The 23,395-nt window shown below is 68.1% G+C and carries 20 protein-coding genes and 3 pseudogenes; 12 read left to right on the top strand and 11 right to left on the bottom strand.

What is annotated here, in order from left to right:
- Nucleotides 1-210 precede the first annotated feature (210 nt).
- Nucleotides 211-927 carry a lipoyl(octanoyl) transferase LipB gene (gene lipB, locus DNK54_RS02435; protein ID WP_204164385.1) on the top strand — a complete coding sequence of 239 codons (717 nt, stop codon included), beginning with the start codon at nucleotides 211-213 and terminating at the stop codon, nucleotides 925-927.
- 22 nt (nucleotides 928-949) lie between these two features.
- Here lipB and DNK54_RS02430 read toward each other — a convergent pair whose 3' ends face one another.
- Nucleotides 950-1,489, bottom strand: coding sequence for a hypothetical protein (locus DNK54_RS02430; protein ID WP_110205334.1), 540 nt, complete (start codon nucleotides 1,487-1,489; stop codon nucleotides 950-952).
- The gene (locus DNK54_RS02425; RefSeq protein ID WP_110205333.1) at nucleotides 1,486-1,698 is read right to left on the bottom strand and encodes a hypothetical protein; all 213 of its coding nucleotides are present in this window, start codon (nucleotides 1,696-1,698) and stop codon (nucleotides 1,486-1,488) included. The genes DNK54_RS02430 and DNK54_RS02425 overlap by 4 nt, the downstream gene beginning before the upstream one ends.
- Before the next feature lie 199 nt (nucleotides 1,699-1,897).
- On the opposite strand from DNK54_RS02425, the gene DNK54_RS02420 reads away from it, so the two are divergent.
- The 4 genes from DNK54_RS02420 to DNK54_RS02405 all read left to right on the top strand — a co-directional run bounded on the left by DNK54_RS02420 (nucleotide 1,898) and on the right by DNK54_RS02405 (nucleotide 5,618).
- Complete coding sequence (locus DNK54_RS02420; protein ID WP_110205332.1) at nucleotides 1,898-2,815, top strand: ABC transporter ATP-binding protein; 918 nt, start codon at nucleotides 1,898-1,900, stop codon at nucleotides 2,813-2,815.
- Nucleotide 2,816: 1 nt separating this feature from the next.
- Nucleotides 2,817-3,812 carry a hypothetical protein gene (locus DNK54_RS02415; protein WP_110205331.1) on the top strand — a complete coding sequence of 332 codons (996 nt, stop codon included), beginning with the start codon at nucleotides 2,817-2,819 and terminating at the stop codon, nucleotides 3,810-3,812.
- An 87-nt stretch (nucleotides 3,813-3,899) separates the two neighbouring features.
- Nucleotides 3,900-4,865 (top strand): lipoyl synthase, encoded by a 966-nt coding sequence (gene lipA / locus DNK54_RS02410; protein WP_110205330.1) that lies wholly within the window; start codon nucleotides 3,900-3,902, stop codon nucleotides 4,863-4,865.
- A gap of 57 nt (nucleotides 4,866-4,922) precedes the next feature.
- Nucleotides 4,923-5,618 carry a DUF4191 domain-containing protein gene (locus tag DNK54_RS02405; protein ID WP_110205329.1) on the top strand — a complete coding sequence of 232 codons (696 nt, stop codon included), beginning with the start codon at nucleotides 4,923-4,925 and terminating at the stop codon, nucleotides 5,616-5,618.
- Nucleotides 5,619-5,719: 101 nt separating this feature from the next.
- Here DNK54_RS02405 and DNK54_RS02400 read toward each other — a convergent pair whose 3' ends face one another.
- The 3 genes from DNK54_RS02400 to DNK54_RS02390 form a co-directional block, all read right to left on the bottom strand.
- Nucleotides 5,720-6,652, bottom strand: a complete 933-nt coding sequence (locus DNK54_RS02400) for an LppX_LprAFG lipoprotein (RefSeq protein ID WP_110205328.1) — start codon at nucleotides 6,650-6,652, stop codon at nucleotides 5,720-5,722.
- A 94-nt stretch (nucleotides 6,653-6,746) separates the two neighbouring features.
- Complete coding sequence (locus tag DNK54_RS02395; protein ID WP_110205327.1) at nucleotides 6,747-7,610, bottom strand: SCO4651 family lipoprotein; 864 nt, start codon at nucleotides 7,608-7,610, stop codon at nucleotides 6,747-6,749.
- A 35-nt stretch (nucleotides 7,611-7,645) separates the two neighbouring features.
- Nucleotides 7,646-8,035, bottom strand: coding sequence for an RDD family protein (locus DNK54_RS02390; RefSeq protein ID WP_110205326.1), 390 nt, complete (start codon nucleotides 8,033-8,035; stop codon nucleotides 7,646-7,648).
- 221 nt (nucleotides 8,036-8,256) lie between these two features.
- Between DNK54_RS02390 and glnA the strand changes: the two genes are divergently transcribed.
- On the top strand, nucleotides 8,257-9,675 hold the full coding sequence (gene glnA, locus DNK54_RS02385; RefSeq protein WP_110205325.1) for a type I glutamate--ammonia ligase: 1,419 nt from the start codon (nucleotides 8,257-8,259) through the stop codon (nucleotides 9,673-9,675).
- A 212-nt stretch (nucleotides 9,676-9,887) separates the two neighbouring features.
- Nucleotides 9,888-10,982 (top strand): annotated as a pseudogene (locus tag DNK54_RS02380) (IS630 family transposase).
- A gap of 705 nt (nucleotides 10,983-11,687) precedes the next feature.
- On the opposite strand, the gene acmB reads toward DNK54_RS02380, so the two are convergent.
- Nucleotides 11,688-12,890 (bottom strand): methyl acetate hydrolase AcmB, encoded by a 1,203-nt coding sequence (acmB, locus tag DNK54_RS02370; RefSeq protein WP_110205324.1) that lies wholly within the window; start codon nucleotides 12,888-12,890, stop codon nucleotides 11,688-11,690.
- Nucleotides 12,891-13,077: 187 nt separating this feature from the next.
- On the opposite strand from acmB, the gene DNK54_RS02365 reads away from it, so the two are divergent.
- From DNK54_RS02365 to DNK54_RS02350, 4 genes and pseudogenes are all read left to right on the top strand, one after another.
- The gene (locus tag DNK54_RS02365) at nucleotides 13,078-14,055 is read left to right on the top strand and encodes an alpha/beta hydrolase (protein ID WP_239459869.1); all 978 of its coding nucleotides are present in this window, start codon (nucleotides 13,078-13,080) and stop codon (nucleotides 14,053-14,055) included.
- A 50-nt stretch (nucleotides 14,056-14,105) separates the two neighbouring features.
- A complete protein-coding gene (locus DNK54_RS02360) occupies nucleotides 14,106-15,149 on the top strand; it encodes a CdaR family protein (protein ID WP_110205323.1) in 1,044 nt (347 codons plus the stop codon).
- Nucleotides 15,150-15,306: 157 nt separating this feature from the next.
- Nucleotides 15,307-16,566, top strand: a pseudogene (locus DNK54_RS02355) (IS3 family transposase).
- A gap of 29 nt (nucleotides 16,567-16,595) precedes the next feature.
- A pseudogene (locus tag DNK54_RS02350) lies at nucleotides 16,596-16,856 on the top strand (IS481 family transposase); the annotation flags it as partial.
- Here the strand turns inward: DNK54_RS02350 and DNK54_RS02345 are convergent.
- The 3 genes from DNK54_RS02345 to DNK54_RS02335 all read right to left on the bottom strand — a co-directional run bounded on the left by DNK54_RS02345 (nucleotide 16,841) and on the right by DNK54_RS02335 (nucleotide 18,354).
- Nucleotides 16,841-17,176 carry a low temperature requirement protein A gene (locus tag DNK54_RS02345; protein ID WP_110205782.1) on the bottom strand — a complete coding sequence of 112 codons (336 nt, stop codon included), beginning with the start codon at nucleotides 17,174-17,176 and terminating at the stop codon, nucleotides 16,841-16,843. The pseudogene DNK54_RS02350 and the gene DNK54_RS02345 overlap by 16 nt on opposite strands.
- Nucleotides 17,177-17,199: 23 nt before the next feature.
- Nucleotides 17,200-17,526 carry a nuclear transport factor 2-like protein gene (locus DNK54_RS02340; protein WP_110205322.1) on the bottom strand — a complete coding sequence of 109 codons (327 nt, stop codon included), beginning with the start codon at nucleotides 17,524-17,526 and terminating at the stop codon, nucleotides 17,200-17,202.
- 72 nt (nucleotides 17,527-17,598) lie between these two features.
- Nucleotides 17,599-18,354 carry an SDR family oxidoreductase gene (locus DNK54_RS02335; protein WP_110205321.1) on the bottom strand — a complete coding sequence of 252 codons (756 nt, stop codon included), beginning with the start codon at nucleotides 18,352-18,354 and terminating at the stop codon, nucleotides 17,599-17,601.
- 66 nt (nucleotides 18,355-18,420) lie between these two features.
- On the opposite strand from DNK54_RS02335, the gene DNK54_RS02330 reads away from it, so the two are divergent.
- Nucleotides 18,421-19,140, top strand: a complete 720-nt coding sequence (locus DNK54_RS02330; RefSeq protein WP_110205320.1) for a TetR/AcrR family transcriptional regulator — start codon at nucleotides 18,421-18,423, stop codon at nucleotides 19,138-19,140.
- Nucleotides 19,141-19,750: 610 nt separating this feature from the next.
- On the opposite strand, the gene DNK54_RS02320 is transcribed toward DNK54_RS02330, so the two are convergent.
- Both DNK54_RS02320 and DNK54_RS21380 read right to left on the bottom strand, forming a co-directional pair.
- On the bottom strand, nucleotides 19,751-20,776 hold the full coding sequence (locus tag DNK54_RS02320) for an aromatic ring-hydroxylating oxygenase subunit alpha (protein WP_110205318.1): 1,026 nt from the start codon (nucleotides 20,774-20,776) through the stop codon (nucleotides 19,751-19,753).
- Entirely contained in the window at nucleotides 20,773-23,205 is a 2,433-nt protein-coding gene (locus DNK54_RS21380; RefSeq protein ID WP_110205317.1) for a cytochrome P450/oxidoreductase, read from the bottom strand. Before DNK54_RS21380 ends, DNK54_RS02320 begins: the two co-directional genes overlap by 4 nt.
- Between the last annotated feature and the right edge of the window lie 190 nt (nucleotides 23,206-23,395).

Here is a 23,395-nt window from a genome sequence, read left to right as displayed (position 1 = left end):
GTCACCGTGCCGAGCCGTGCCGGCGCCTCCGGCGTGGGTTGCTCCGGGTCGTCGCGCACGCTGAGCGCGATGGTCATCGCACCGGCGAGCAGCAGGACGACCACCGCGGTCGGCCCTCTGGGAAAGCTCCTCGACACCATGGGGACCACTCTGCGCCGGACCACCGACACCCGCATCCCGTCATCCACAGGCCCGGCGTAGTCTCGAACCGTGACCCTCGACTTCACCATCGCCGGACTCGGACCGGACGCGGTCCCCTACCTCGAAGCCTGGGAGCTCCAGCGCCAGCATCATGCGGAGGTCGTCGACGGAGCGCCGGGCCGGGTCCTCCTGCTCGAGCACCCGCCGGTCTTCACCGCCGGCAAGCGCACCGACCCGCACGAGCGCCCCCTGGACCCGGGCGGCGCGGAGGTCATCGATGTCGACCGTGGCGGCAAGATCACCTTCCACGGTCCGGGGCAGCTCGTCGGCTACCCGATCGTCAGACTGCCCGATCACGTGAAGGTGGTCGACTACGTCCGACGTGTCGAGGAGGCGCTGATCGCGGTCTGCACCGACCTGGGCGTCACGACGGCGCGCGTGCCGGGCCGCAGCGGGGTCTGGCTGCGTGCCGACGAGCGCGGACCGGAGCGCAAGATCGCCGCCCTCGGCATCCGGGTCAGTCGCGGCATCACCATGCACGGCTTCGCCCTCAACTGCGACGTCGACCTCGGCTGGTACGACCGCTTCGTCCCGTGCGGGATCGCCGACGCCGGCGTCACCTCGCTCTCGCGCGAGCTCGGACGCGACGTCACCGTCGCCGACGTGCTTCCCTCGGTGCAGCAACACCTCTCCGAGCTCCTCGCCTGGCAGCCGTACGACGCCACCCCGGACTACGAGCCGCGTCCCGAGCCCAAGCGCATCCAGCTGGTCACTCCCGGCGCCTGAGCCTCCGGCAGGCGTTGCCGGGCTACTTCCCCGACTCGGTGAGTGCCGGCGTACCGAGGTCGCGCTTGAGGTAGTGGTGGAAGCCGTAGTTGCCGATCCACTCCCAGCCCTGCTCCTGGAGGCGCCGCGAGGCACGCGCGCCGGCAACACGCTTGTGCTCCCACTGCGTCGCCCCGCGGACGACTCGGTGGTGGAGGAGACCCGGTGCGACGCTGTGCCAGCCGTAGCGGCCGGCGAGGTTGAGCTCGCCCATCTCGTCGAAGGCGGTGACCGGTCCGATGATCCGTTCGTCGGCGGCCAGCGGCAGGTCACCCGGCAGCGTCGCCGGAAAGCGCTTCTGCGCGGCCTGCTTGGAGACGCCGAGCGTCTCGCCGATCCGCTGCCAGGTCACCCCGGAGTCGCGAGCGGCGATCACCGCGTGATGGAGCACGGTGCGTGCCTCCTCCTCCAGCTCGCGGGCCTCCCGGACCCGGGCCAGGAGCGCATCCTGGCTGTCACCCGCAACCCCTGCGCGACGCTCGAGGAGATCGAAGAGATCGGCTGCCTCGGGGTGCGTGCTCATTGGGGCGGGAGGGTGTCGGAGGGGCGCCATCCGCCGCGCTTGCGGAACATCAGGCGCGAACCGACGAAGACCAGCACCAGGATCACCACCACTCCCGTGATCTGAAGCCAGGTCGGGGGGTCGGTCAGGGCAAGCACCATGCCGATGAAGACCGGCAACATCATCAACACGTAACCGAGCTGCCAGGCGTTCCGCGCGTCGTTGGTCATGCGTCAATCTTTGGTTGACGAACACCCGGTTGTCAACCCTGGGTTGACCGACGCGTCAGGTCCTTGCATTCCACGAAGGTCGGGTCCCGAGCGCCCCAGGTGGGACCTGAGTACCGACCTGCTCGTCCCCTGGTACCGCGGAGCGCCGCGGCGGCGCAATCAGCGCTGAACGCACCCCTGCGCCTGACATGATCAGCGCGTGAGCGACCTGGTGATTGAGACGACCGGGCTCCGCAAGGAGTTCCGAGGCCGGAAGGGCGGCCCTCGCGTCGCCGTACAGAACCTCGACCTGGCGGTGCCGGCAGGCGGCGTACACGGCTTCCTCGGGCCCAACGGCTCGGGTAAGACGACGACGATCCGGATGCTGCTGGGCCTGGCCCGACCGACGAACGGCACGATGCGGCTCTTCGGGCAACCCGTCCCGGAGCACCTTCCGGAGGTGATCGGCCGGGTCGGTGCGGTGGTGGAGTCACCCAAGTTCTCCCCCAGCTTCTCCGGTCGACTCAACCTCGAGCTGCTCTCCGACGCCATCGGGGCTCCCCGTTCGCGGGTCGACGCCGCCATCGAGACGGTGAACCTCACCGGTCGCGAGGACGACCGCTACAAGGGCTACTCGCTCGGCATGAAGCAGCGGCTGGCGATCGCGGCAACGCTCCTCAAGGACCCGGACCTGCTGATCCTCGACGAGCCCACCAACGGCCTCGACCCGGCGGGTATCCGGGAGATCCGAGAGACGATCCGCGCCCTCGGCGATTCCGGCGTCACGGTGCTGCTGAGCTCGCACATCCTGGCCGAGGTGCAGCAGGTCTGCACGTCCGCCACGATCATCGGCAACGGCCGCCTGCTCGCCTCCGGGGAGGTACAGGACCTGCTGGGCAGCAGCAACGCGCATCGGGTCGTCACGCCCGACCCCGCCCGGGCGGCCGAAGTGCTCACGAGGGCCGGGCTCAGCCCCAGCCTGGACGCGGGGGTGCTGCGGGTGGAGACGGACGACGCCAGCAGCGTCACCCGCACCCTCGCGGAGGCCGGGATCTGGCTCTCCGAGCTGACGCCGCTGCGTCCCGATCTCGAGACCTTCTTCCTGCAACTCACCGACGCCGACAAGCTGGGGGCCTGACATGCTGCGCCTGACCAAGGTGGAGCTGCGCCGCCTCCTGCACCGCCGCGCCGTCCTCGTCCTCCTCGCTGCCTGTGTAGTGATCCCGACGCTCATCGGCATCGGCGTCGCCTACGACACCCGGCCGCCGTCCGACGAGGACCGCGCCGCCGCCCAGGCCCAGCTCGATCGAGATCGCACCTCCGGCGACACCGCCGACTCACTGCGCAACTGCGTGCGCCACCCCGACGACTGGGGCCTGCCGGTCAACCTGACCGACCAGCAGGTGCAGCAGCAGTGCGAGGAGATGACCCAGCCGCAGCTGGACTGGTACCTGTGGACCCAGCCGCTCGACCTGGAGCAGCAGCGCGAGGAGGGCAGCGGGATCTTCGTCGTGCTCGCGGTGGCCATGCTGATGCTCGTCGTCGGCACGACCTTCGCCGGGCACGACTGGTCCAGTGGCTCGGTGAGCAACCAGGTGCTGTTCGAGCCGCGGCGCGGCCGGATCTGGGCGGCCAAGGCGGTCGCGCTCGCGGGCGTCGCGGGCGTCGTCGCCGCAGTGGTGCACAGCGGCTACTGGCTGGTGCTCGACGCACTGGCGGGCCATCGGGGCGAACGGCACGGCGGCGCACTCCTGATGGACTGTCTGCAGCTCGGCTGGCGGGCCTCGGTCATCACCGCGCTGGCAGCCGTGATGGGCTTCGCCCTGACCATGTTCTTCCGCAGCACGGTGGCCACCTTGGGCATCGTCTTCGGCGTGGCCCTGGCCGGCGGCATGGTGCTGGCGATCATCGGCGTCACCGATGCCTGGAACCCCGCGCTCAACCTCTGGGCGATCGTCAGCAACGGTGTGAATTACCACGCCGAGGTCGCCTGCCCGGGCGCCAACCCCGGCGGCGAGCAGTGCTTCGAAGAACGGACGCTCACCTTGGCCCGCGGGGCGGCGTACGCCGGCGTGGTGGTGCTTGCCGTCGGCATCACCTCGCTGCTCAGCTTCCGCCGTCGCGACGTGGCCTGAGCCGCCGGGAGCAGACGTACGCCGGCCGGCCGGCGGTCACCCCACGCTGGTGACCGCCGGACTCGGGTGCTGAGTAGAGTTGAACCCGTGACGCACACCCCTGCCGACCAGTCCCCCACCGCCCCCGGCGGGCGCAAGCTCCTCCGCCTGGAGGTCCGCAACTCGGAGACCCCGATCGAGCGGAAGCCGGAGTGGATCAAGACCCGGGCCAAGATGGGTCCCGAATACAAGGCGCTGCAGCATCTCGTGAAGTCCGAGGGCCTGCATACCGTCTGCCAGGAAGCCGGCTGTCCCAACATCTTCGAATGCTGGGAGGACCGCGAGGCCACCTTCCTCATCGGTGGCGACCAGTGCACCCGACGCTGCGACTTCTGCCAGATCGACACCGGCAAGCCGCAGCCGTTGGACCGCGACGAGCCCCGGCGGGTCGCGGAGTCGGTGCAGAAGATGCAGCTCAAGTACGCGACCATCACCGGTGTAGCCCGCGACGACCTGCCCGACGGCGGCGCCTGGTTGTACGCCGAGACGGTGCGCGCGATCCACGAGCTCAACCCGGACACCGGCGTCGAGAACCTCATCCCCGACTTCAACGGGGAGCCCGACCTCCTGGCCGAGGTGTTCGAGTCCCGCCCCGAGGTGCTGGCGCACAACGTGGAGACGGTGCCGCGCATCTTCAAGCGGATCCGTCCGGCGTTCCGCTACGAGCGCTCGCTCGACGTCCTGACCCAGGCCCGCGCGTTCGGCCTGGTCACCAAGTCCAACCTCATCCTCGGCATGGGCGAGACCCGCGAGGAGATCTCCCAGGCCCTGCGCGACCTGCACGAGGCCGGCTGCGAGCTGGTCACCGTCACCCAGTACCTGCGTCCCAGCCTGCGCCACCACCCCGTCGAGCGTTGGGTGAAGCCGGAAGAGTTCGTCGAGCTGGCGGCGGAGGCCGAGGAGATCGGCTTCTCCGGCGTGCTCTCGGGTCCGCTCGTCCGTTCGTCGTACCGCGCCGGGCGGCTGTACCGTCAGGCGTTGGAGAATAGGTCCACGGCCTCCGCGCAGGCCTGACGGCGAACGCCGTCACCCACCACAGAACCACCACGCACCGTCCCAGAGAGCAGGCAGATGTCGACGCCCACCCCTGAGAAGTCCAGCCGCCGCCAGCAGCTCGTCCAGACCTACCGGATGGCGAGGAAGACCGACACCAAGCTCGGTCTGTGGATGCTGGGCAGCTTCGTGCTGGGCTTCGCGGCGGGCTTCGCGCTCTTCGCGTTCCTGCCTGGCCCGATCTGGCTCTTCCCGGTCATCGGCGGTCTGCTGATCGGCCTGCTGCTGATGATGATCGTCTTCGGTCGACGCGCCCAGAAGGCGGCGTACAACCAGATGGACGGTCAGCGCGGTGCCGCAGCGGCGGCGCTGAGCATGTTGCGCCGCGGCTGGAAGGTCGACTCCGCTGTCGCGTTCACCAAGCAGCAGGACGTCGTGCACCGGGTCGTCGGCCCGCCCGGGATCATCCTGGTCGGCGAGGGCAGCCCGGCACGCGTGAAGCAGCTGCTGGTGACCGAGCGCCGCAAGCACGAGCGTGTTGTCGCCGACACCGAGATCCACGAGGTCGTCTGCGGCAACGGCGAGGGCGAGGTGCCGCTGCCCAAGCTGGTCAAGCACGTCACCAAGCTCGGCAAGTCCCTCAAGGGATCCGACATGACCGACGTGCTCTTCCGGCTCAAGGCGCTGGACGCCAACCGTTCCAACGTGCCGCTGCCCAAGGGACCGGTGCCGACCAGCATGAAGGGCCACCGCGGCAACCTGCGCGGTCGCTGACCGGCGGCCCCGGCGCCGAACGCATCGCCTGCGTCCGGCCAGGCTCTCCTCGAGGGCGATACGGAGCCGGGCGTGCGCTCCTGGCCCTCAGGACGAACGACTCACTCCGCCGGTGCCGTCAACGTCGGGCTGCTCGGCCGGGGCGCCGCCTCAGGGTCAGGCAGGTCCAGGTGGCTGTCGAGCTCGGTGACCTGAGCGGCCGGTGGCTCGACCACCTCGGGCGCCTTGCCGAAGTCGCCGAGAGTCATGGTGAGGGTGTTCTCCGCCTTGGAGTCCACGACCGTGAGCACCAGCTTCACCAAGCGGCCCTGCGGGTCGAGCCACAGATCCTCGACGGTGGACTTCGGCTTCTCCGACTCCTCCAGGAGGCCACCGAAGAGCTTGTCGAGCGCATCGTTGCTGGCCGTCACCCGGTAGCGGGTGGCGACGACGCCGCCGACCTGCTCCTCGCCCGTGTGCTCCACCTCCGTGGCGCCGTCGAGCACCAGACCGGTGAGCTGGTAGGGATGCAGGAACGCAAAGAAGGACACGCCGTCGTCGCCGGTGCCGGTGACCTCCGGCGTGAGCTTGGCGTACTTCGGCTCGTCCGACTCCTTGGTGTAGACGACGTCGTCGATGAAGATGAAGCGGGAGTCGTCGATGCCCTCCTCCTTGAGCAACAGGTCGAGCGCGTCACGATCGCCGCTCAGGTCGAGCGTGCCGCTGCCGGTGCCACCGTCGTCGTCGAAGTCGGCGATCAGATCGACGGATGCCGTGGTGACGGCGCTCCGGCCCTGCTCGACGACCGCGGCGAACGCAGCCGGGTCGATGTCACCGGTAGGCAGGTCGACCTCGGGGACGCCGCCGTCGGTCTCGGTGCCGTCGGTCTCGGTGCCCGGGTCGTGCCCCGTGGACTGGTCACCGCTGGGCGATGAGCTGGCGGCCGGGTCCGATGCGCTGTCGTCCTTGGACTTGTCGCCGCAAGCGACCAACGTGAGGACGAGCAGCGGTGCGACTGCTGCGGCGGCGAGGGTGCGGCGTACGGAGGAGTGCATGGGGGAAGCCTCTCCCCCACCAGCCCGGTCGAAACGCGACGCGGGGCCGGTCCGAGTCGGACCGACCCCGCGGGCGTTCTTCAGAGACCCGAGGTCACTGCTTGCTGAGTCCGCCCATCATCTCGGACATGTCCTGCACCTGGTTGGCCGGCGGAGCCTTGATGTCCACGTCCGCGCCCCAGTCGAAGACGTTCATCTTCATGCTGCCCTGGCCGTCGAGGTCGGCCTGCATCTGGGTGAAGCGGCCCTCGCCGTCGAGCCAGATGTCGTAGGTGAGCTCCTTGGGCACCTCGGCGCCCTCAGCGCCCAGGTCGCCGAGCATCGCGGCCGCCTCGGCGGTGTCGACGGTGACCCGGTAGTGGGTGGTGTCGACGCCGTCGATGTCCTCAGAGCCGATGGTCTCGACCTTCTTCAGACCCTTGGTGAAGCTCTCCATCATGGTGGCCATGTCGAAGTTGCTCAGGCCGCCCATCTGCTTCTCGAGCTCGGGGTTGGCCTTGGGGTCGATCTTCATGTACCCCTTCTGCCCCTCGATCGGCATCGTCATGTAGATGACGCCGTCGACCATGATCACGTCCATCTTGCCGCCGTTGGGCGCGCCGGGGACGGTCATCGTCATCTGGGTGGCCGGCTGGTCGCCGGTGTAGTCCATGACGCCCTCGGCGGTGGTGGCGACACCGCTGGCCGTGATCTCCATCTTCATCTTGGCCGTGGTGGTCGCCTCGATGCCGTCGCCGATCAGCTTGGCGAAGTCGTCGTTGCTGATGGCTTCACCGGAGTTGGTCTCGGGAGTGTCGGTCTCCGGGGCATCCGTCTGCGGAGTGCTCTCCTGGGAGATCGTCTCCTTGGGCTTGTCGGAGTCCGACTTCTTGTCGTCGTCGTTGCACGCGGCGAGGCCGAGCAGGACGACCGGCACGACAGCAGCGGCAGCCAGGCGGCGGGTGATGTTGGTTCGCATGGGCGTCAATCTAACCGGTGGATGGTGAGGCGAACCTATTTCCTGCCCTGCAGGGAGGCCAGGGTCGCGGTCGCGCTGCCGGCCGCCATGTCGTGGAGCCCGCGGCCGTCGGGGCGATAGACCAGCGGCGGGATCACGAGCGCGACCATGACCTGACGCAGCAGGCAGTGCAGCAGGTCGACCGGGCGGCCGGAGCCGTCGACGCGGACCACGCGCAGGCGCACGAGGAGCTTCCCGAAGGAGCCGCCCAGCAGGGCCGTGAGCAGGGTGGACTCGAGGACGAAGACGCCGAGCACGTAGAGACCGGAGGCGGCGTTCTCGTTCCAGCCGGCCGGGCCGATCACTCCGATGACGATGAGGCTCGAGACGATCCAGTCGACGAGCAGGGCGAGTGCGCGTTGTGCCCAGGAGGCGGTCTGTTCCACGGCGGCGAGCCTACCTGCGGTGCCCGTCTCGTGATCCGCACCACATCTGCTCGCTGATCGGGCCGGTGTTACATGCCCGAAACAAACCAGATACGGTCAAGAAACCGCTCACTGCTTCAGTGAGCACCAAGCTTCTGGTGCAGAGTCGCATCGGGAATCTCCATCCGCACTGAATTGCGGTCCGGACCCGAGCTCCGTGGTCCGTGACCTAGGAGGACCACATGTTCGCCAACAGCGACGAGCTGTTCCGTTACATCAAGGACGAGAACGTCGAGATGATCGACGTCCGGTTCTGCGACCTGCCCGGTGTGATGCAGCACTTCACGGTGCCCGTCTCCTCGTTCGACGAGTCGGTCTTCACCGACGGCCTCGGCTTCGACGGGTCCTCGATCCGCGGCTTCCAGGCCATCCACGAGTCCGACATGTCGCTCTTCCCTGACGTGACGACGGCGTACCTCGACCCGTTCCGGGTGGCGAAGACGCTGGTGATCAACTTCTTCATCCACGACCCGATCACGGGTGAGGCGTACTCACGGGACCCGCGCAACATCGCCCGCAAGGCGATGGCCTACACGGCCAGCACCGGCATCGGCGACAAGGTCTTCTTCGCCCCCGAGGCGGAGTTCTACGTCTTCGACAAGGTCCGCTTCGAGACCAAGGCGAACGCCGGCTTCTACTTCATCGACTCCGAGGCGGGTGCCTGGAACTCGGGCGCCGAGGAGAACAACCGCGGCTACAAGGTGAAGTACAAGGGCGGATACTTCCCCGTGGCGCCGTACGACCACTTCGGTGAGCTGCGCGACGAGATGGTCAAGGAGCTGGAGGCCTCCGGCCTGCAGGTCGAGCGGGCCCACCACGAGGTCGGTACGGCTGGTCAGGCGGAGATCAACTACCGCTTCGACGAGCTGCTCAAGGCGGCCGACGACGTGATGAAGTTCAAGTACATCATCAAGAACGTCGCGTGGCGCAACGACAAGACGGCGACCTTCATGCCGAAGCCGATCTTCGGCGACAACGGCTCCGGCATGCACTGCCACCAGTCGATCTGGAAGGACGGCGAGCCGCTCTTCTACGACGAGACCGGCTACGCGGGCCTCTCCGACATGGCGCGCTACTACATCGGCGGCATCCTCAAGCACGCGCCGAGCCTGCTCGCCTTCACCAACCCGACGGTGAACTCCTACCACCGCCTGGTGCCCGGCTTCGAGGCCCCGATCTCGCTGGTCTACTCGCAGCGGAACCGCTCCGCGTGCGTGCGGATCCCGATCACCGGCTCGAACCCGAAGGCGAAGCGCATCGAGTTCCGCTGCCCCGACCCGTCGGCCAACCCCTACCTGGCGTTCTCCGCCCTGCTGCTGGCCGGCCTCGACGGCATCCAGAACAAGATCGAGCCCCCGGCCCCGATCGACAAGGACATCTACGAGCTCCCGCCGGAGGAGATGGCCGAGATCGACCAGGTCCCCACCTCGCTCGACGCCGTGATGGACCACCTCGAGGCCGACCACGAGTTCCTCACCCGCGGCAACGTCTTCACGCCCGACCTCATCGAGACGTGGATCGACTACAAGCGCCAGAACGAGATCCTCCCCGTGCAGCAGCGTCCGCACCCGCACGAGTTCGAGCTGTATTACGACATCTGATTTGAGGGTTTTCGCCCTCTGCCAGTAGTCCGCGAGAACGGCCTCTGACCTGCACAAACGTCTTTCGGCGTCTCTCAGCGTCAGGGGTCGTTTTTCGTTGTTCTGCGGCCCCACCGCGGCCCCAGCGTCAGCGGCCCTGGCCCGGCCGACGCTGCGCACCTAGTGCCGCGTGGCGTAAATAGATAGATGGTTGGCTGTGAAATCCTTTCGCTATGGCCAATCGCCCTGCCCCTGCCCTCGTCCTGCGTGATGGCGATCGTGAGGAACTTGAGCGTCGGACTCGCTCGGATCGGGTTGGTGCCAGAGCTGCGAAGCGGGCTCGGATCGTGCTGCTGGCGGCCGATGGCGTAGCGAACACACGGATCGCGGAGTTGACCGACTCGACCGTGACGACGGTATTGAACTGGCGTGGGCGCTACGTCGAACGCGGGATCGCGGGTCTGGTGGACGCGGCCAAGCCCGGCCGGCCGCGGGAGTTGGACCACCGCGCGATCGTGGCCGAGACGTTGAAGCCCCCGCCGAAGAAGCCGGGCGTGACGCACTGGTCGACGCGGCTGCTCGCGGACCGGCTCAAGATCTCCAACACCACGGTCGCACGAGCGTGGCGCTCCTACGGGATCAAGCCCTGGAAAGCCGAGTCGTTCGTTCCGGTTTTCCACCGACCTCGAGCTTGTCGGGAAGGTGACCGACATCTGCGGGCTGTACCTGGCCCCGCCCGAGAACGCGATCGTGCTGTGCGTGGATGAGAAGTCGCAGATCCAGGCGCTGGATCGGACGGTGCCGATCCTGCCGATGCAGGAGGGGCGGATCGAGCGACGCTCGCACGACTACTACCGGCACGGCACCACTACGCTGTTCGCGGCGCTCGACATCGCAACCGGCAAGGTGACCGCCGCGTTGAAGCCGAAGCACCGCCACCAGGAGTTCCTGGGCTTCCTCAAGCAGATCGAACGGACCTACCGCGATGTCATCGATGCCGACGGACAGCCCGTCGACCTGCACCTGGTCATGGACAACTACGCCGCCCACAAGCACAAGGACGTGAAGGCATGGCTCGCCGAGAACCCCCGCTTCAAGGTGCACTTCACCCCGACCCACGCCTCCTGCTCGTCGAGGTCTGGTTCGGCATTGTCGAACGCCAAGCCATCCGTCGAGGGGTCTTCAAGTCCGTCAAGGACCTCAACGCCAAGATCCGCGCCTTCATCGACGGCTGGCAAGACCGCGCCCACCCATTCGTATGGACCAAGACCGCCGAGCAGATCCTCGCGAAGGCCAACCGTCCAACTACATCAAATCCGCGCCACTAGACGTCCTGCTGCTCTGCGGGTGGTACCACGCGATCAGCTTCGTAGCACGCGGCGTGCGGGTACCGTTGGAGCCGGGAGCACCCACCTTCGCATCATTCGCATGACTCCAGTCAGTATGTCGTTTCCACCCGTCCCAACGCTCTCCGCACATCTGGAATCGTCCTCGCGATGCTCACGTCCTCCGCAATCTCCGCCGAGAACGCGTGCCACCGGCTTCGGAAGTCTGGTCCGATACGCTCCGCGTTCCGAGCGGGAACCGGGCGACGATCTTGAGAGTGAGCCGCTTCGACGCGAACGGCAGGCAGCGGGTTCACCTCGATTAGGCGGAACCATCCGACCAATATCGGCCAGGGATTCAGTCTGTCGGTTCGAACCGACAATTCACCGCGGGCCAAGGAGGACGGCCGACATCCCGTCTGAAAGCCGGCTCACTCGATAGATCGCTACATTGGCAGCGAGTTGTCAAGGTTCGCTGCATCTCGACAACAAGTGCTGTCGAGATGCAGCGAAAGACTGGCAAAATCTCTGCGCGAAGCGTTATCGAATCCGCGGTTGCACGTGCGTTCCGGTCACAGTCCATGCGCCGAGGTGGATGCCGGTCGAAACAGCGGTCAGGGCGTCGAGGGTCCCACCGTTGCTTTTTGATTGACCGATGGACAACTGCACCGGAGGCGCGGGCGAACGGCAGTCGACGTCGCGCGTGCGTCAGGCGTTTGCAACCGCCTGGTACGCAGCGGTTTCGAACTCGATGAAGCTGGTGAACGACGACGGGTCGCCGAAGGGCAGGATCTGGGTGGCCCAGTAGCCGCCGAAACCGTTCTCCCGGTCGATCCAGTAGAAGAGGTTGGCCAGGCCGGCCCAGCCGATGGCACCGGCCGGACGACCGGTGGGCCACGGCTCCTCGTTGTACTGGAAGGTGTAGGACCAGCCCTTCTTGAGCCCGGGGAAGAACTCGGCGTCGTTGGAGAGCCACTTGATGACGCCGGGCAGCATGGTGACTTGAAGGTTGTCCGGGAGTTGGTTGCTGAAGCCGAGGTCGACCGACGCGGGCGAGAGCACCTGCTCGCCGGAGGCGCTGCGGCCCTCGTTGAGCCACATCCGGATGAACTTCAGATAGTCGGTCACGGTCGAGAACAGGCCGTGGCCACCGAAGTCGACCTCGGGCTCGGTGGGGGCGGCGAAGTCGCTGGGGCTCAGCGTGCCATCCTCCTCGCGCAGGTGGTGGCGAACCTTACGGGCCAGCAGCTCGGCGGAGGGCGCGAACGCGGACTCGTTCATCCCGAGCGGGGCGAAGATCCGCTCGGCGAAGACCTCGCCGAGCCGCTTGCCGGTGATGCCCTCGACGATCTGGCCGGCCCAGTCGATGTTGGTGCCGTACTCCCACTTGATGCCGGGGTCGAACAGCAGCGGCGTGGTGAGCGCGGCGCGGCTGGCGGTGGCCACGCTGGGCTGGCCGTGCTCCTCGGCGAGCCGGTTGTAGGTCTCGTTGAAGAAGTCGTAGCCGAAGCCGGCGGTGTGGGTCAGCAGGTGGTGGGTGGTGATGTCGGTGGCCGGCGGGCGCAGGATCGGCTGGCCGTCACCGTCGAAGCCCTCGATCACCTGCAGCTCGCCGATCGCGGGCGCGTACTCCTTGGCCGGAGCCTGCAGATCGAGTTCGCCGGACTCGACCAGCTGGAGGACGGCCGTGCCGGTGATGGCCTTGGTCGTCGACCAGATGTTGAAGACCGTGTCTGTGGTCATCGGCGTGTCACCGGAGAGGTCCCGGACACCGGAGGCGCCGAGGTAGATGTCGGCGTTGCGGTCGGTGACACCGGCCACGACTCCCGGCACTCGGCCTTCGCCGGAGACCGGCCCCTGGGAGGCGCTCTGGACGACGACGTCGACTGCGGCGGCGAGCTTCTCGCTCATGGTGGTCCTTTCGTCGAGTGGTGCCGCCCACCTTCTCCGAGTGTGACGGGCGCCACAACCGCCGTCGCGGCGCAGTTCTCTCCCTTCCTCCCGCCATTTGGCGGCACCGGCGAGGTTTCCTCGCCCGTAGACTCCCGGATGGGGCAATCGAGCGACCGGCCGGACCGGCCGCCGGAGGAGGGCGCACGTGCACGACGGGACCAGGACTGACGTACCGCGGCCGGGCTTCGACGCCGAACTCCGTGCCGGCCTCGCCGTCGTGGGCGGCATGTTCCCGCCCACGATCACCCCCGACCTCATCGACTTCATGCGGATCTCGTATGCCTCGCCACCGATGGCCGAGGTGTTCGACGAGCGGCGGATCGACGTCACCGAGGTGAGCTTCCCCGGCTATCAGGGCGCGGACCTGGGCGCTGCCGTGCTGCGCCCCTGCGACGCCGAAGGCGCCCGGCCCACCGTCCTCTATGCGCACTCAGGTGGACTGATGTTCGGAGACAAGTTCAGCGGGGTCGACCTCGTGCTGGACTGGGTCACCCGGCTCGGCGTCACCCTGGTCACCGTCGACTACCGACTCGCTCCCGAGTTCGGCGACCCCTTCGCCCGTGAGGACATGTACGCCGCACTCGAATGGGTCGCCGCGAGAGCGAAGGATCTCGGCGTACGCCGCGACCGCATCCTGGTGGCCGGCGCCAGCGCCGGTGGCGGACTCGCGGCAGGCCTGGCGCTGGCCGCGCGCGACCGCGGCGGCCCGCGGCTGTGCGGCCAGGTGCTGGACTACCCGATGCTCGATGATCGTCTCCTCACCGCGTCGACTACCCAGTTCGACGGGGTCGGGGTGTGGGATCGGATCAGCAACCAGACCGGCTGGCAGGCCCTGCTCGGCGACCGGTGCGGCGGCGATGAGGTGTCGCCGTACGCCGCACCGGCGCGGGCGAGGGACCTCGGCGGGCTGCCGCCGGCGTTCATCGACGTGGGGGCGGCCGAGATCTTCCGCGACGAGGCCATCGACTACGCCAACCGGATCTGGCAGGCCGGCGGCGACGCCGAGCTGCACGTCTGGTCGGGCGCGTTCCACGCCTGCGACATCTTCGCGCCGCACACGAGCGTGGGTCGCGCGATGATAAGGACCCGCAACGATTGGGTGGAGAAGGTCCTTGCCGACTGACGATCCACCCGGCGATGGCTCGACCTCGATCTGGCGAAAGGACCGGTGACATGCAGGAGCTGCTGGGCCGGATCTCGCGCCTCGATCCCAGTTCGAGCCTGGGCCTGCGGGTGATCGCCTGCTTCGACGAGCTGATCGTGGGAAACGTGAACACCCGCGCGCTGCTCGCGGCCGCCGCGGCGCTGGCGGGCTGCACGGCCGGCTTCCGGCAGGTCGACGGGCGCCGGGCGATGCGGGTGACCCCCAAGGGGCAGATCGACGAGACCGCCGCGCCGCCGCAGCGCGACGACCTCGTGGTCCGGGCCGGGGAGGACCTGATCGTCTGGCTCGAACGAGCCGAGACCCCTGGCGCCAACGACGCGATCATCCTGGAGCGGCTCGCCCTGTCCATCCGGATCCGGCACGGCCGGGGCCCGCGCGGCCTCGACGACCGCCGCCACCTCGGCGTCCTGACCGATCGCGTCAGCAGCCCCGAGGACCGGCTGGATGCGGCCGGCTCCCTCGGGCTGGTGGCGTCCCGGTCCTACCGGGTGGTCGCCGCTCCGCTCTTCGCCGTCTGGGAGGCCCGCCCGGCTGGACCCGAGGACGTCATCGCGACGCGCTTCGGCCCGATCCACGCAGTCGTCGTGCCGGAACACCACGAGCCATTCCGGGCCTCGCCGTGCGGGCTCGGCGTGGCAGTGCCCGCCTCCGACCTCGACCGTTCGTTCCGCAGCGCCCTCGTCGCCCTGCGCCTGTGCGACCCCCCACGCGAGCCCCTGGTCGCGGCCGATGCCTACGGCGGTCTGATCGACCTCCTGGCCGAGGTGGACGAGGCGCAGCACGCCTACGCCGACACGCTCTCTGTCGTCGTAGAGCACTCGTGGGCGCTCGAGACCGTCGCCGCGCTGGTCACCACGCAGACGGTGCGGGAGGCAGCGCGGATGCTGAACATCCACCACAGCACGCTGCAGGCGCGTTGCGACACGCTCAAGGCGAATCTGGGTTACGACCCGCTGCACGGCTTCGGGCGGACCCGGCTCGGCACAGCGTTCCTATTGCATCGGCTGAACCGGTCGAATGTCCTGGACATGCCGGCGCCCGGAAGCACCTGAGCACGCGCTCAGAACCGCCGTAACACCGCGTGCTTGAGGGGGCTCAGTCCGAGACCGGTGAAGGTCGCCGCGGGAACTCTGCGGGGTGTGGTGCTCCAGGCGTGCGGTGAATGCTGACCTGAATCGCACTGGGTTTCGTTCCGCTTGATCAGTCAGGATGGGAACGATGGCCAGGTATACGAACGAGATGCGTGAGCGAGCGGTCCGGATGGTCGCCGAGGTCCGCCCAGAGCACCCGCACGAGACAGCCGCGTTGCGGCACGTCGCGGGTTTGTTGGGGATGAACGTCGAGACCCTGCGGCTGTGGGTTCACCGCGCTCAGGTCGATGCCGGGGTCCGGCCCGGCACGACCTCGGAGGAGGCCGAGGAGATCAAGCGCCTCAAGCGCGAGGTTGCCGAGCTCCGCAGGGCGAACGAGATCTTGAAGTCCGCCTCAGTGTTTTTCGCCAAGGAGCTCGACCGCCCCACGACGAGATGATCCGCTACATCGACGAGCACAAGGATCAGTTCGGGGTCGAGGCCATCTGCCTGCCGGGTGTTGCGCCCGGCAGTTCGTGGGTTCATCACCGCCCGCGGCTACCGGGCCGCGAAAGCCAGGCCGCCGTCTGCACGCGCGTTGAAGGACGAGCTACTCGTCTTGGAAGTCGCCCGGTTGCACGCGGAGAACTACGGCGTCTACGGGGTGCGGAAGATGTACGCCCTGATGCGACGCCAGGGCTGGAAGATCGGTCGCGATCAGACAGCACGGCTGATGAAGATCGCCGACGTTCGCGGGGTGAAGCGGTCGAAGAAGGTCTACACGACCAAGCCGGATCCGGCGGCGGTGAAGCCGGCCGACCTGGTCCAACGGCGCTTCCACGCGCCTGCGCCGCGGCGTCTGTGGGTTGCTGACATCACCTACGTGGCGACCTGGTCGGGGTTCGCCTACGTGGCGTTCGTGACCGACGTCTACTCGCGTCGGATCGTGGGCTGGAACGTCGCAGCGACGTTGAAGGCCGACATTCTCCCGTTGCAGGCCCTCGACATGGCGGCCTGGGACGCCAAGCGCGAGGGCGCCGCCGATCTGACGCGACTGGTTCATCACGCCGACCACGGGTCGAACTATCTCTCGATCGTCTACACCGATCGCATCGGCGAGCTCGGTGCGAAGCCCTCAACCGGCACCGTCGGTGACTCCTTCGACAATGCGCTCGCTCAGGCAGTCAACGGGCTCTACAAGACCGAGCTGATCCGACGGCGAGGGCCGTGGCGCACGATCGAGCAGGTCGAGCTCGCGACGCTGGAGTACGTGTGGTGGTGGAACAACCAACGCCTTCACGGGGAGCTCGCCATGAGGACCCCACTCGAGGTCGAGGCGGCGTACTACGCTGCCCAAGAATCATCCCGGCCGGCACTTGCTGGCCAAGGGAACACATAGGAACTAGATCCAGTGCGATTCACCGTAAGATCGTGCACCTGCGCTGGAAGCAGCGGCTCGGACCGGTGGAAATCGCCGACCGACTCAACATGGCGTCCTCGACCGTGCACGCGGTCTTGGTCCGTTGCCGGATCAACAGGCTCTCCCACATCGACCGGGCCACCGGCGAGCCGATCCGCCGCTACGAACACGAGGCGCCGGGCGGCCTGATCCACGTCGACGTGAAGAAGCTCGGTCGCGTGCCCGATGGCGGTGGCTGGCGCTATGTCGGCCGTCAGCAGGCGCGCCGCACCGGCGGCGACCTGTCCACCTTGTGGGTCATCGAAGGGATCGCCACCAGGACCCCGACCATCTGCAGCATCGTCGTCAGGTGGTAGATCCAGTCATCGGTGTCGTATGCAGAGGCGAACCAGGTGAAGTTGATCCACGCCCAGGAGATGGCGAAGGTCGCGAAGCAGAACGCCACGATGCCGGCGCCGACGTGGTCCTCAGCGAGTGCGTGGGCCAGCTCGTTCGCCGCCGTGCCGAACGCGACCACGAAAGTGAGGTCGAACAGCAGCTCCAGCGGCGTCGCGCCCCGCTGCCGCTCGTCCGGGTCGCGCCCCACCATCGGCACGGCGCGGTGCGTCACGCTCACCCCTCGCGGATCGTCATCGACGCGATCTTGTCGCCGTCCACGGCAAACGTGAAGCGGCTCAAGCCGTTGGCGTAGTTGCTGCGCCAGTCGCCGACGACAACGACCTCGTCGCCGTCGGCGGTCACCGAGTAAACGCTCAAAGTGCCTTGGGCGCCGATCAGCTCCTTGTTGCTCCAGCCGTCGATGGCCGCGCGGCCGCGGAAGATGCGGCCCCAGTCATCGACGAAACCGTCAGCGGTGAACGAGTCGAGGAAGGCGTCCTCGGCGTGGCCGTTGACGGCGGCGACGAGGCTGGCGACGGGCTCGGGGATCTGGGTGGTCATGGAGTTCTCCTGGATTCAGCTCGCGCAGATGCGAGGAGGTCGGCGACGTCGTGGGCGAAGTCGAGCACCGCCTCAGCGGGTGGTGTAGCCGCCGTTGGCGAAGATGGTCTGGCCGGTGATCCACCAGCCCTCGGTCGCGAGGAAGCGCACGATCGGGGCGATGTCCTCGATCTGCGTGAGCTGGTTGCCCATCGCCTGCGACTTGTGGAACGCCACCCGCTCCGGCGTCTCCTGGCCGTAGAAGAACGGCGTGTCCATCGGCCCGGGCGCGATCGAGTTGACCGAGATGCCGCGCGCCGAGAACTCCTTGGCCGCGGCGCGGGTGAAGTGCTCGACGGGCGACTTGCCACCGGCGTAGGTGGAGTAGCCGTCGGTGAAGGCGGCGAGCAGCGAGGTGAGGATGGTGATCACCTTGCCGTTGTCGGCGAGCTGTCGGCCGGCCTCGCGGAGGAAGAAGTACGCCGACTTGGCGTTCACGTCGAGCATGTCGTCGTACTCCGCCTCGGTGGTGTCGACCATCGGCTTGCGCAGCACCTTGCCGACGGTGTTGACCGCGACGTCGATCGGGCCGAGCGCGGCGGCGGCGTCGGCGAAGAGCCGCTCGATGTTCTCGACCTTCGTCAGGTCACCCGTGAGCAGGACGCCCTTCTGGCCGGCGGACTCGACCGCCGCGAGCGTCTCCTCCGCAGCAGCCCGGGTCGGCTCGGAGTTGTAGTGGATGGCGACGTTCGCGCCGGCCTCCGCGGCCTGACGGCTGATCAGGCCACCGAGGTTCTTCGCACCGGCGGCGACGAGGACGTTCTTGCCTTCGAGGGTTCGGGCGGACATGTCATTCCCTTCCTATCCTGTCGATACAGACCGTCTATATCGCTCTTCGGCACGTACTATATCGATGTGACAGCGGAACGCAAGAGCGATACACGAACCGACACGCGGCAGGAGCTTCTCGAGGCCGCAGCGGCGCTGATCAGCGATGCGCCGGGGCAGGACGTCCCCCTGCGGGCGATCTGCGACCGCGTGGGAGTGAAGCTGCCGACGCTCTACCACTTCTTCGGGAGCAAAGACGGCCTGCTCGAGTCGGTCATCGACTACGGCTTCGAGAGCTACCTGGCGCTCAAGCGGGCGGCCGAGCCGACCGGTGACCCCATCGAGGACATCCGCCGCGGCTGGGACACCCACGCGCGCTTCGGGCTCGACCACGCTGGCTTCTACGCGCTGATGTACGGCCAGGTCACGCCCCACCGGCGGCCCTCCGCCGCAGCCGCTCCCCACGCCGCGCTAGTCGAGCTCTGCCGGACGGCGTACGCCGACGGCCGCCTCGCCGTGACGGCCGAGGAGGCAGCCGATCACGTGCTCGCCGCCAATGTCGGCGTGACCCTCTTCCTGATCACCGCCGAGGAGCCCGACCTCGCCCTCTCCGCCCAGGTACGCGATGCCACGATCGCCGCAATCACCGGGATCGCACCTGCCTCCCCCAGCGAGTCGGCAACCGGCGCCGACCTGGCCCGCCACCTGCTGCACGCCCTCGCGGGAGCGGAGAAGAGCCTCGGGCCGGAGGAGATCGCGCTGCTCCGCAAGTGGCTGCGAACACTGGCCGAGAGCAGCAGAACCTGACCGACGCACGTCAGCGAAACCGGCGAGTTGCTCCCAGCAGGTCGATCGGCACCCGTGCGGTCTCCGCGGCCAGGACGGCGGCAGTGGCCACGATTACCACCGAGACCGCTGCAGCCGATGCGCATGGCTCGATGAACACACCGTCGCCAGTCCGTGAGCCTGCGATGCGACTCCCATCGCCGCCCGTGGCGCCTCGCCTGGCCCATCGGATCGACCTGGCTCGGGACACGACGACAGACCCGCTTCGCATGTGGACGACCCGGAGGGAGCTCGCGTACCGAGTCCTAGCAGAGGCCGGAGTCCTCCGCGCCGACCCCGCCCTCGCAGACCCCGACTTCCGGGCGGCATACTCGTGGATGCGACAGGAGGCCGGTCGGCGGCTGACGACGACTTCGAGGCACGGCTCCGGGCGGCCGGTCACGACACCGTCGGCATGCAGGACCACCGGCTCTGGCCCGACGACCTGCGTGTCGAGATCGAGATGTCGTGGAGGTCGATCTTCGATCCGTCGACTTGGCATCCGCGGAGCACGTCCAGTGCGTCGTACACGAGATCTGCGCTGAGCACGTCGTGAAGGCGACCAGAATCCTCTAGATCGCCAGGCCGACTGCTACAAGCCCCGCTCCCCCTCCACCATGGCGGCGAGGATGCGGCGCGCGCGGACGGCGGCACGGTCGGCCTTGACGCTGACGTAGCGCCGCGGGGTGGCGTCCTCGTCGAGGCAGCGCTGCATGGTCTCCAGGACAGCGGTGTCGCGGTCGGCCATCTCGTGGAAGACGGCCGCCAGGCCCGCGCCGGCATCGGGTGAGACCGATGCGCCGCGCCAGGAGATCTGCAGGAAGACGTGGGTGGTGCCCGACGACGCCGGCGTGAAGCCGTGGGTGCGCACCAGTTCGACCTCGGGGCCGTCGGGTCCGGTGATCGTGTAGGTCTGCTTGTGCAGGCCGGGCGTGACGAACGCTCCCGTCTCCACACGGCCGAAGGAGTCGACGCTGTCGAGTCCGGAGACCTGCGCCTCCCACGGCGCGAGCGGCGCCTTGGGCAGCTCCCGCCGGTAGGCGACCGCGACCTCGGAGACCTCCACCTCCTCCAGCGGCGGCAGCGCCTCGATGCCCGGCGGCACCATCTCCGCGTGCATCGCGAAGACGTTGGTCAGGTCGAGGTAGTGCTCGTGCAGCAGCACCAGGCCGGCAGCCACGTCGCGCCGCTCCCCCACGCTGCTCCAGCCGTCACCCTCGAGCCACGGTGTCGACGGCGGCGGACGCAGCCGCTCACCCCCGGGGGTGCCGGTCCAGAGCCAGACGAAGGGCCCGCGCTCGACCACCGGGAAGGCGCGCGCCCGCGCACCCGAGGGCGGGTTCTCCTGCGACGGCACGTGCACGAGTCGTCCGGTGGCGTCGTACGTGCAGCCGTGGTAGCCGCACACCACCAGGTCGCCCTCGCGGTGGCCCGCCGACAACGGATACGGCCGGTGCACGCAGCGGTCCTCCAACGCGGCGATCGAACCGTCGGAGAGCCGGAAGAGCACGACCGAGGTGTCCGCGACTCGGCGCGCGAGGAACCCGTCACCGACCTCGTCGGAGGTGGCGGCGACGTACCAGCAGTCCCTGGGGTAGGTCGATACCGGGTGGTTCATACGTCAAGCACCAACCTCTTCGACAGTGAGCGGGAGACGCAGAGCATGACCGTATCGCCACGCTCCCGCTCCGCCTTGGACAGGATCGAGTCACGGTGGTCGGGCGTGCCTTCGATGACGTCGGCCTCGCAGGTGCCGCAGATCCCCTCCATGCAGGAGCCGAGTACGTCGACACCCGCCCGCTCGACCGCCTCGAAGACCGTCGTCCCCTCGGTCACCGTCACCGTCACGCCGGAGCGCGAGCACTCCACCTCGAACGAGTCGAGTGCATCCTCCGACGCCGCGACCTCCTTGGCCGCGAACCGCTCCAGGTGCACACTCCCGTCGGGCCACGCCGCGCACCCCTCCTCGACCGCGTCCAGGAGCGCGCCCGGCCCGCAGCAGTAGACGAGGGTCTCCGGTTGCGGTCTCCCGAGCACCGATGCGAGGTCGAACCGCCCCTTGTCCTCACTCGGCCAGACCGTCACCCGGCTGTCACCTTCAAGCCCGTCGAGGAACGCCATCGTCGCGCGCGACCGACCGACGTACAGCAGCTCCCAGGCAGCACCGCGCGCCTCCGCCGCCTCGATCATCGGGAGGATCGGGGTGATCCCGATGCCGCCGGCGATGAACTGGTAGCGCGGGGAGGCGACCAGCGGGAAGTGGTTGCGTGGACCGCGGACGCGGACACTCACTCCCTCGGCCAACCGCTCGTGCACGTACGCCGACCCGCCCCGACTCTCGGGGTCGCGCAGCACTCCGACCTTCCACGACGACCCGTCGGCGGCGCTGCCGCACAGCGAGTACTGCCGCGTCAGCGACGAGTCGAGGACGAGGTCGATGTGGGCACCGGCCGTCCAGGCGGGCAGCGGTGCGCCGGTCGGGTCGGTCAGCGTGAGCTCGACGACCCCGTCGGCCACCTCGCGCCGCGCTGCGACCTGCAGATCGACCTCGGTCTCCGCCGTACTCGTCACCCAGCCGTCACGGGAGCCACCTCGCGCCGGCTGCGGAGCGGGCTCCGACCGGGTCAGGTCGGCTCGCGCGATACGGGGGCTGTCGGCACGTGGCTCCTGCCCGATCGCGGTGAGGGTGACCATCAGCTTGGTGTAGCCGCGGACGAAGTTCGACTGCAGGTACTCCGGCTCCTCGACGACCGCGATGTCGCTGAAGCGGGCCAGCAGCTCCTCCCACAGGATCCGCAGCTGCATCTCGGCCAGCCGGCTGCCCATGCAGCGGTGCACGCCGATGCCGAAGGAGAGGTGGTGGCGGGCGTTGGGACGGCCGATGACGAAGGCGTCGGGATTCTCGAAGGTGCGCTCGTCGCGGTTGCCCGAGGCGTACCACATCACGACCTTGTCACCCTTGCGGATGAACTGCCCGTTCAGGACGGTGTCCTTCTTGGCGATCCGGCGCATGTAGGCCAGCGGCGTCTGCCAGCGAATGATCTCGTGGACGAGCTTCGGGATCAGGCCGTGGTCGGCCTTGAGCCGGTCGAACTCGTCGGGGAACTGGTTGAGCGCGTAGACACCGCCCGACATCGAGTTGCGCGTGGTGTCGTTGCCGCCGACGACGAGCAGGATCAGGTTGCCGAGGAACTCCATCGGCCGGTTGATGATGTCCTTGGTGTCCTCCGACATCTGCATCAGCGTGATCAGGTCGTAGCCCGGCTTCTCGCCTGCCGCGCGACGCGCGGCCTTGTCGTGCCACAGCTCGCTGAAGCTCTTCGCCATGTCGGCGATACCGGCATACATCTCATCGAGGTCGGTGGCACCACCCGTGGCCGACGCACTCGCGGCCGCCAGGTCGGTCCAGTAGACGAGCTTGCGCCGTTGCTCGTAGGGGAAGTCGAGCAGCGTGGCCAGCATCCGCGAGGTGAGCTCGATGCTCACCTTGTCGACCCAGTCGAAGGGCTCGTTGACCGGCAGGTCGTCGAGCACCTCCTGCACCCGGGACCGGATCAGGCCCTCCATCTCCTCGAGGTTCTGCGGCGCCACGACGCCCTGCACCGCATTGCGCTGCTGATCGTGGCGCGGCGGGTCCATCGCGATGAACATCTCGATGTCCAGACCCTCGGGCGGGGTGCCGATGACGATCTGCGGCTCGGCGGAGAACGTCTCGAAATCCCGGTCGACGGCGACGATGTCGTCGTACCTGGTGATCGACCAGTACGGCCCGAACGGACTGTGCGCCCGGAAGTGCACCGGCGCCTCGTCCCGCAGGCGTTTGAAGTACGGGCGCCACTGCCCCTGCCCGTAGAGGAAGGGGTTGCTCGGGTCGATCTCGGTCAGGGCGAGCTCGTCGACGTCGGGGATCGTCTGCTCACGGAAGACCGGCTGCTTGTCGCCGACCACCCGCCTCTTGGCCTTCTGGAACAGGTGCAGCCCCTGGATCTGCCGCTCCATGGGGATGGTCGCCTGGACCTTGTTGATGACCTTGTCCCGAACACTCATCGCTGCAACCGCCCTCATGAATGGAATCTCCGGGCCCTCGCCCACCCGGAGACCACGTGCACCTTGGTCTCCCTGCGGCAAGTGTCAGGGCTCCCGCACCTCATCGCAAGGGCACGAAGCGGTCCGACGGAAAGTTCAGAGATTGGCATCCTCGACGCCGGGCACTTTTGGATTTTTCGCCATAGATTTC

Source organism: Nocardioides daejeonensis, from assembly GCF_003194585.1.
In the GTDB taxonomy this organism is placed as follows: Bacteria; Actinomycetota; Actinomycetes; order Propionibacteriales; family Nocardioidaceae; genus Nocardioides; species Nocardioides daejeonensis.
This window is presented reverse-complemented; position numbering and strand designations above follow the sequence as displayed.

What these genes read in the sequence shown, in the direction of transcription:
- DNK54_RS02430 (WP_110205334.1), bottom strand. Translation starts at nt 1,489, where the DNA reads ATGAGCACGCACCCCGAGGCAGCCGATCTCTTCGATCTCCTCGAGCGT.
- DNK54_RS02425 (WP_110205333.1), bottom strand. Translation starts at nt 1,698, where the DNA reads ATGACCAACGACGCGCGGAACGCCTGGCAGCTCGGTTACGTGTTGATG.
- DNK54_RS02415 (WP_110205331.1), top strand. Translation starts at nt 2,817, where the DNA reads ATGCTGCGCCTGACCAAGGTGGAGCTGCGCCGCCTCCTGCACCGCCGC.
- DNK54_RS02405 (WP_110205329.1), top strand. Translation starts at nt 4,923, where the DNA reads ATGTCGACGCCCACCCCTGAGAAGTCCAGCCGCCGCCAGCAGCTCGTC.
- DNK54_RS02400 (WP_110205328.1), bottom strand. Translation starts at nt 6,652, where the DNA reads ATGCACTCCTCCGTACGCCGCACCCTCGCCGCCGCAGCAGTCGCACCG.
- DNK54_RS02395 (WP_110205327.1), bottom strand. Translation starts at nt 7,610, where the DNA reads ATGCGAACCAACATCACCCGCCGCCTGGCTGCCGCTGCTGTCGTGCCG.
- glnA (WP_110205325.1), top strand. Translation starts at nt 8,257, where the DNA reads ATGTTCGCCAACAGCGACGAGCTGTTCCGTTACATCAAGGACGAGAAC.
- acmB (WP_110205324.1), bottom strand. Translation starts at nt 12,890, where the DNA reads ATGAGCGAGAAGCTCGCCGCCGCAGTCGACGTCGTCGTCCAGAGCGCC.
- DNK54_RS02360 (WP_110205323.1), top strand. Translation starts at nt 14,106, where the DNA reads ATGCAGGAGCTGCTGGGCCGGATCTCGCGCCTCGATCCCAGTTCGAGC.
- DNK54_RS02345 (WP_110205782.1), bottom strand. Translation starts at nt 17,176, where the DNA reads ATGGTGGGGCGCGACCCGGACGAGCGGCAGCGGGGCGCGACGCCGCTG.
- DNK54_RS02340 (WP_110205322.1), bottom strand. Translation starts at nt 17,526, where the DNA reads ATGACCACCCAGATCCCCGAGCCCGTCGCCAGCCTCGTCGCCGCCGTC.
- DNK54_RS02335 (WP_110205321.1), bottom strand. Translation starts at nt 18,354, where the DNA reads ATGTCCGCCCGAACCCTCGAAGGCAAGAACGTCCTCGTCGCCGCCGGT.
- DNK54_RS02320 (WP_110205318.1), bottom strand. Translation starts at nt 20,776, where the DNA reads ATGAACCACCCGGTATCGACCTACCCCAGGGACTGCTGGTACGTCGCC.
- DNK54_RS21380 (WP_110205317.1), bottom strand. Translation starts at nt 23,205, where the DNA reads ATGAGTGTTCGGGACAAGGTCATCAACAAGGTCCAGGCGACCATCCCC.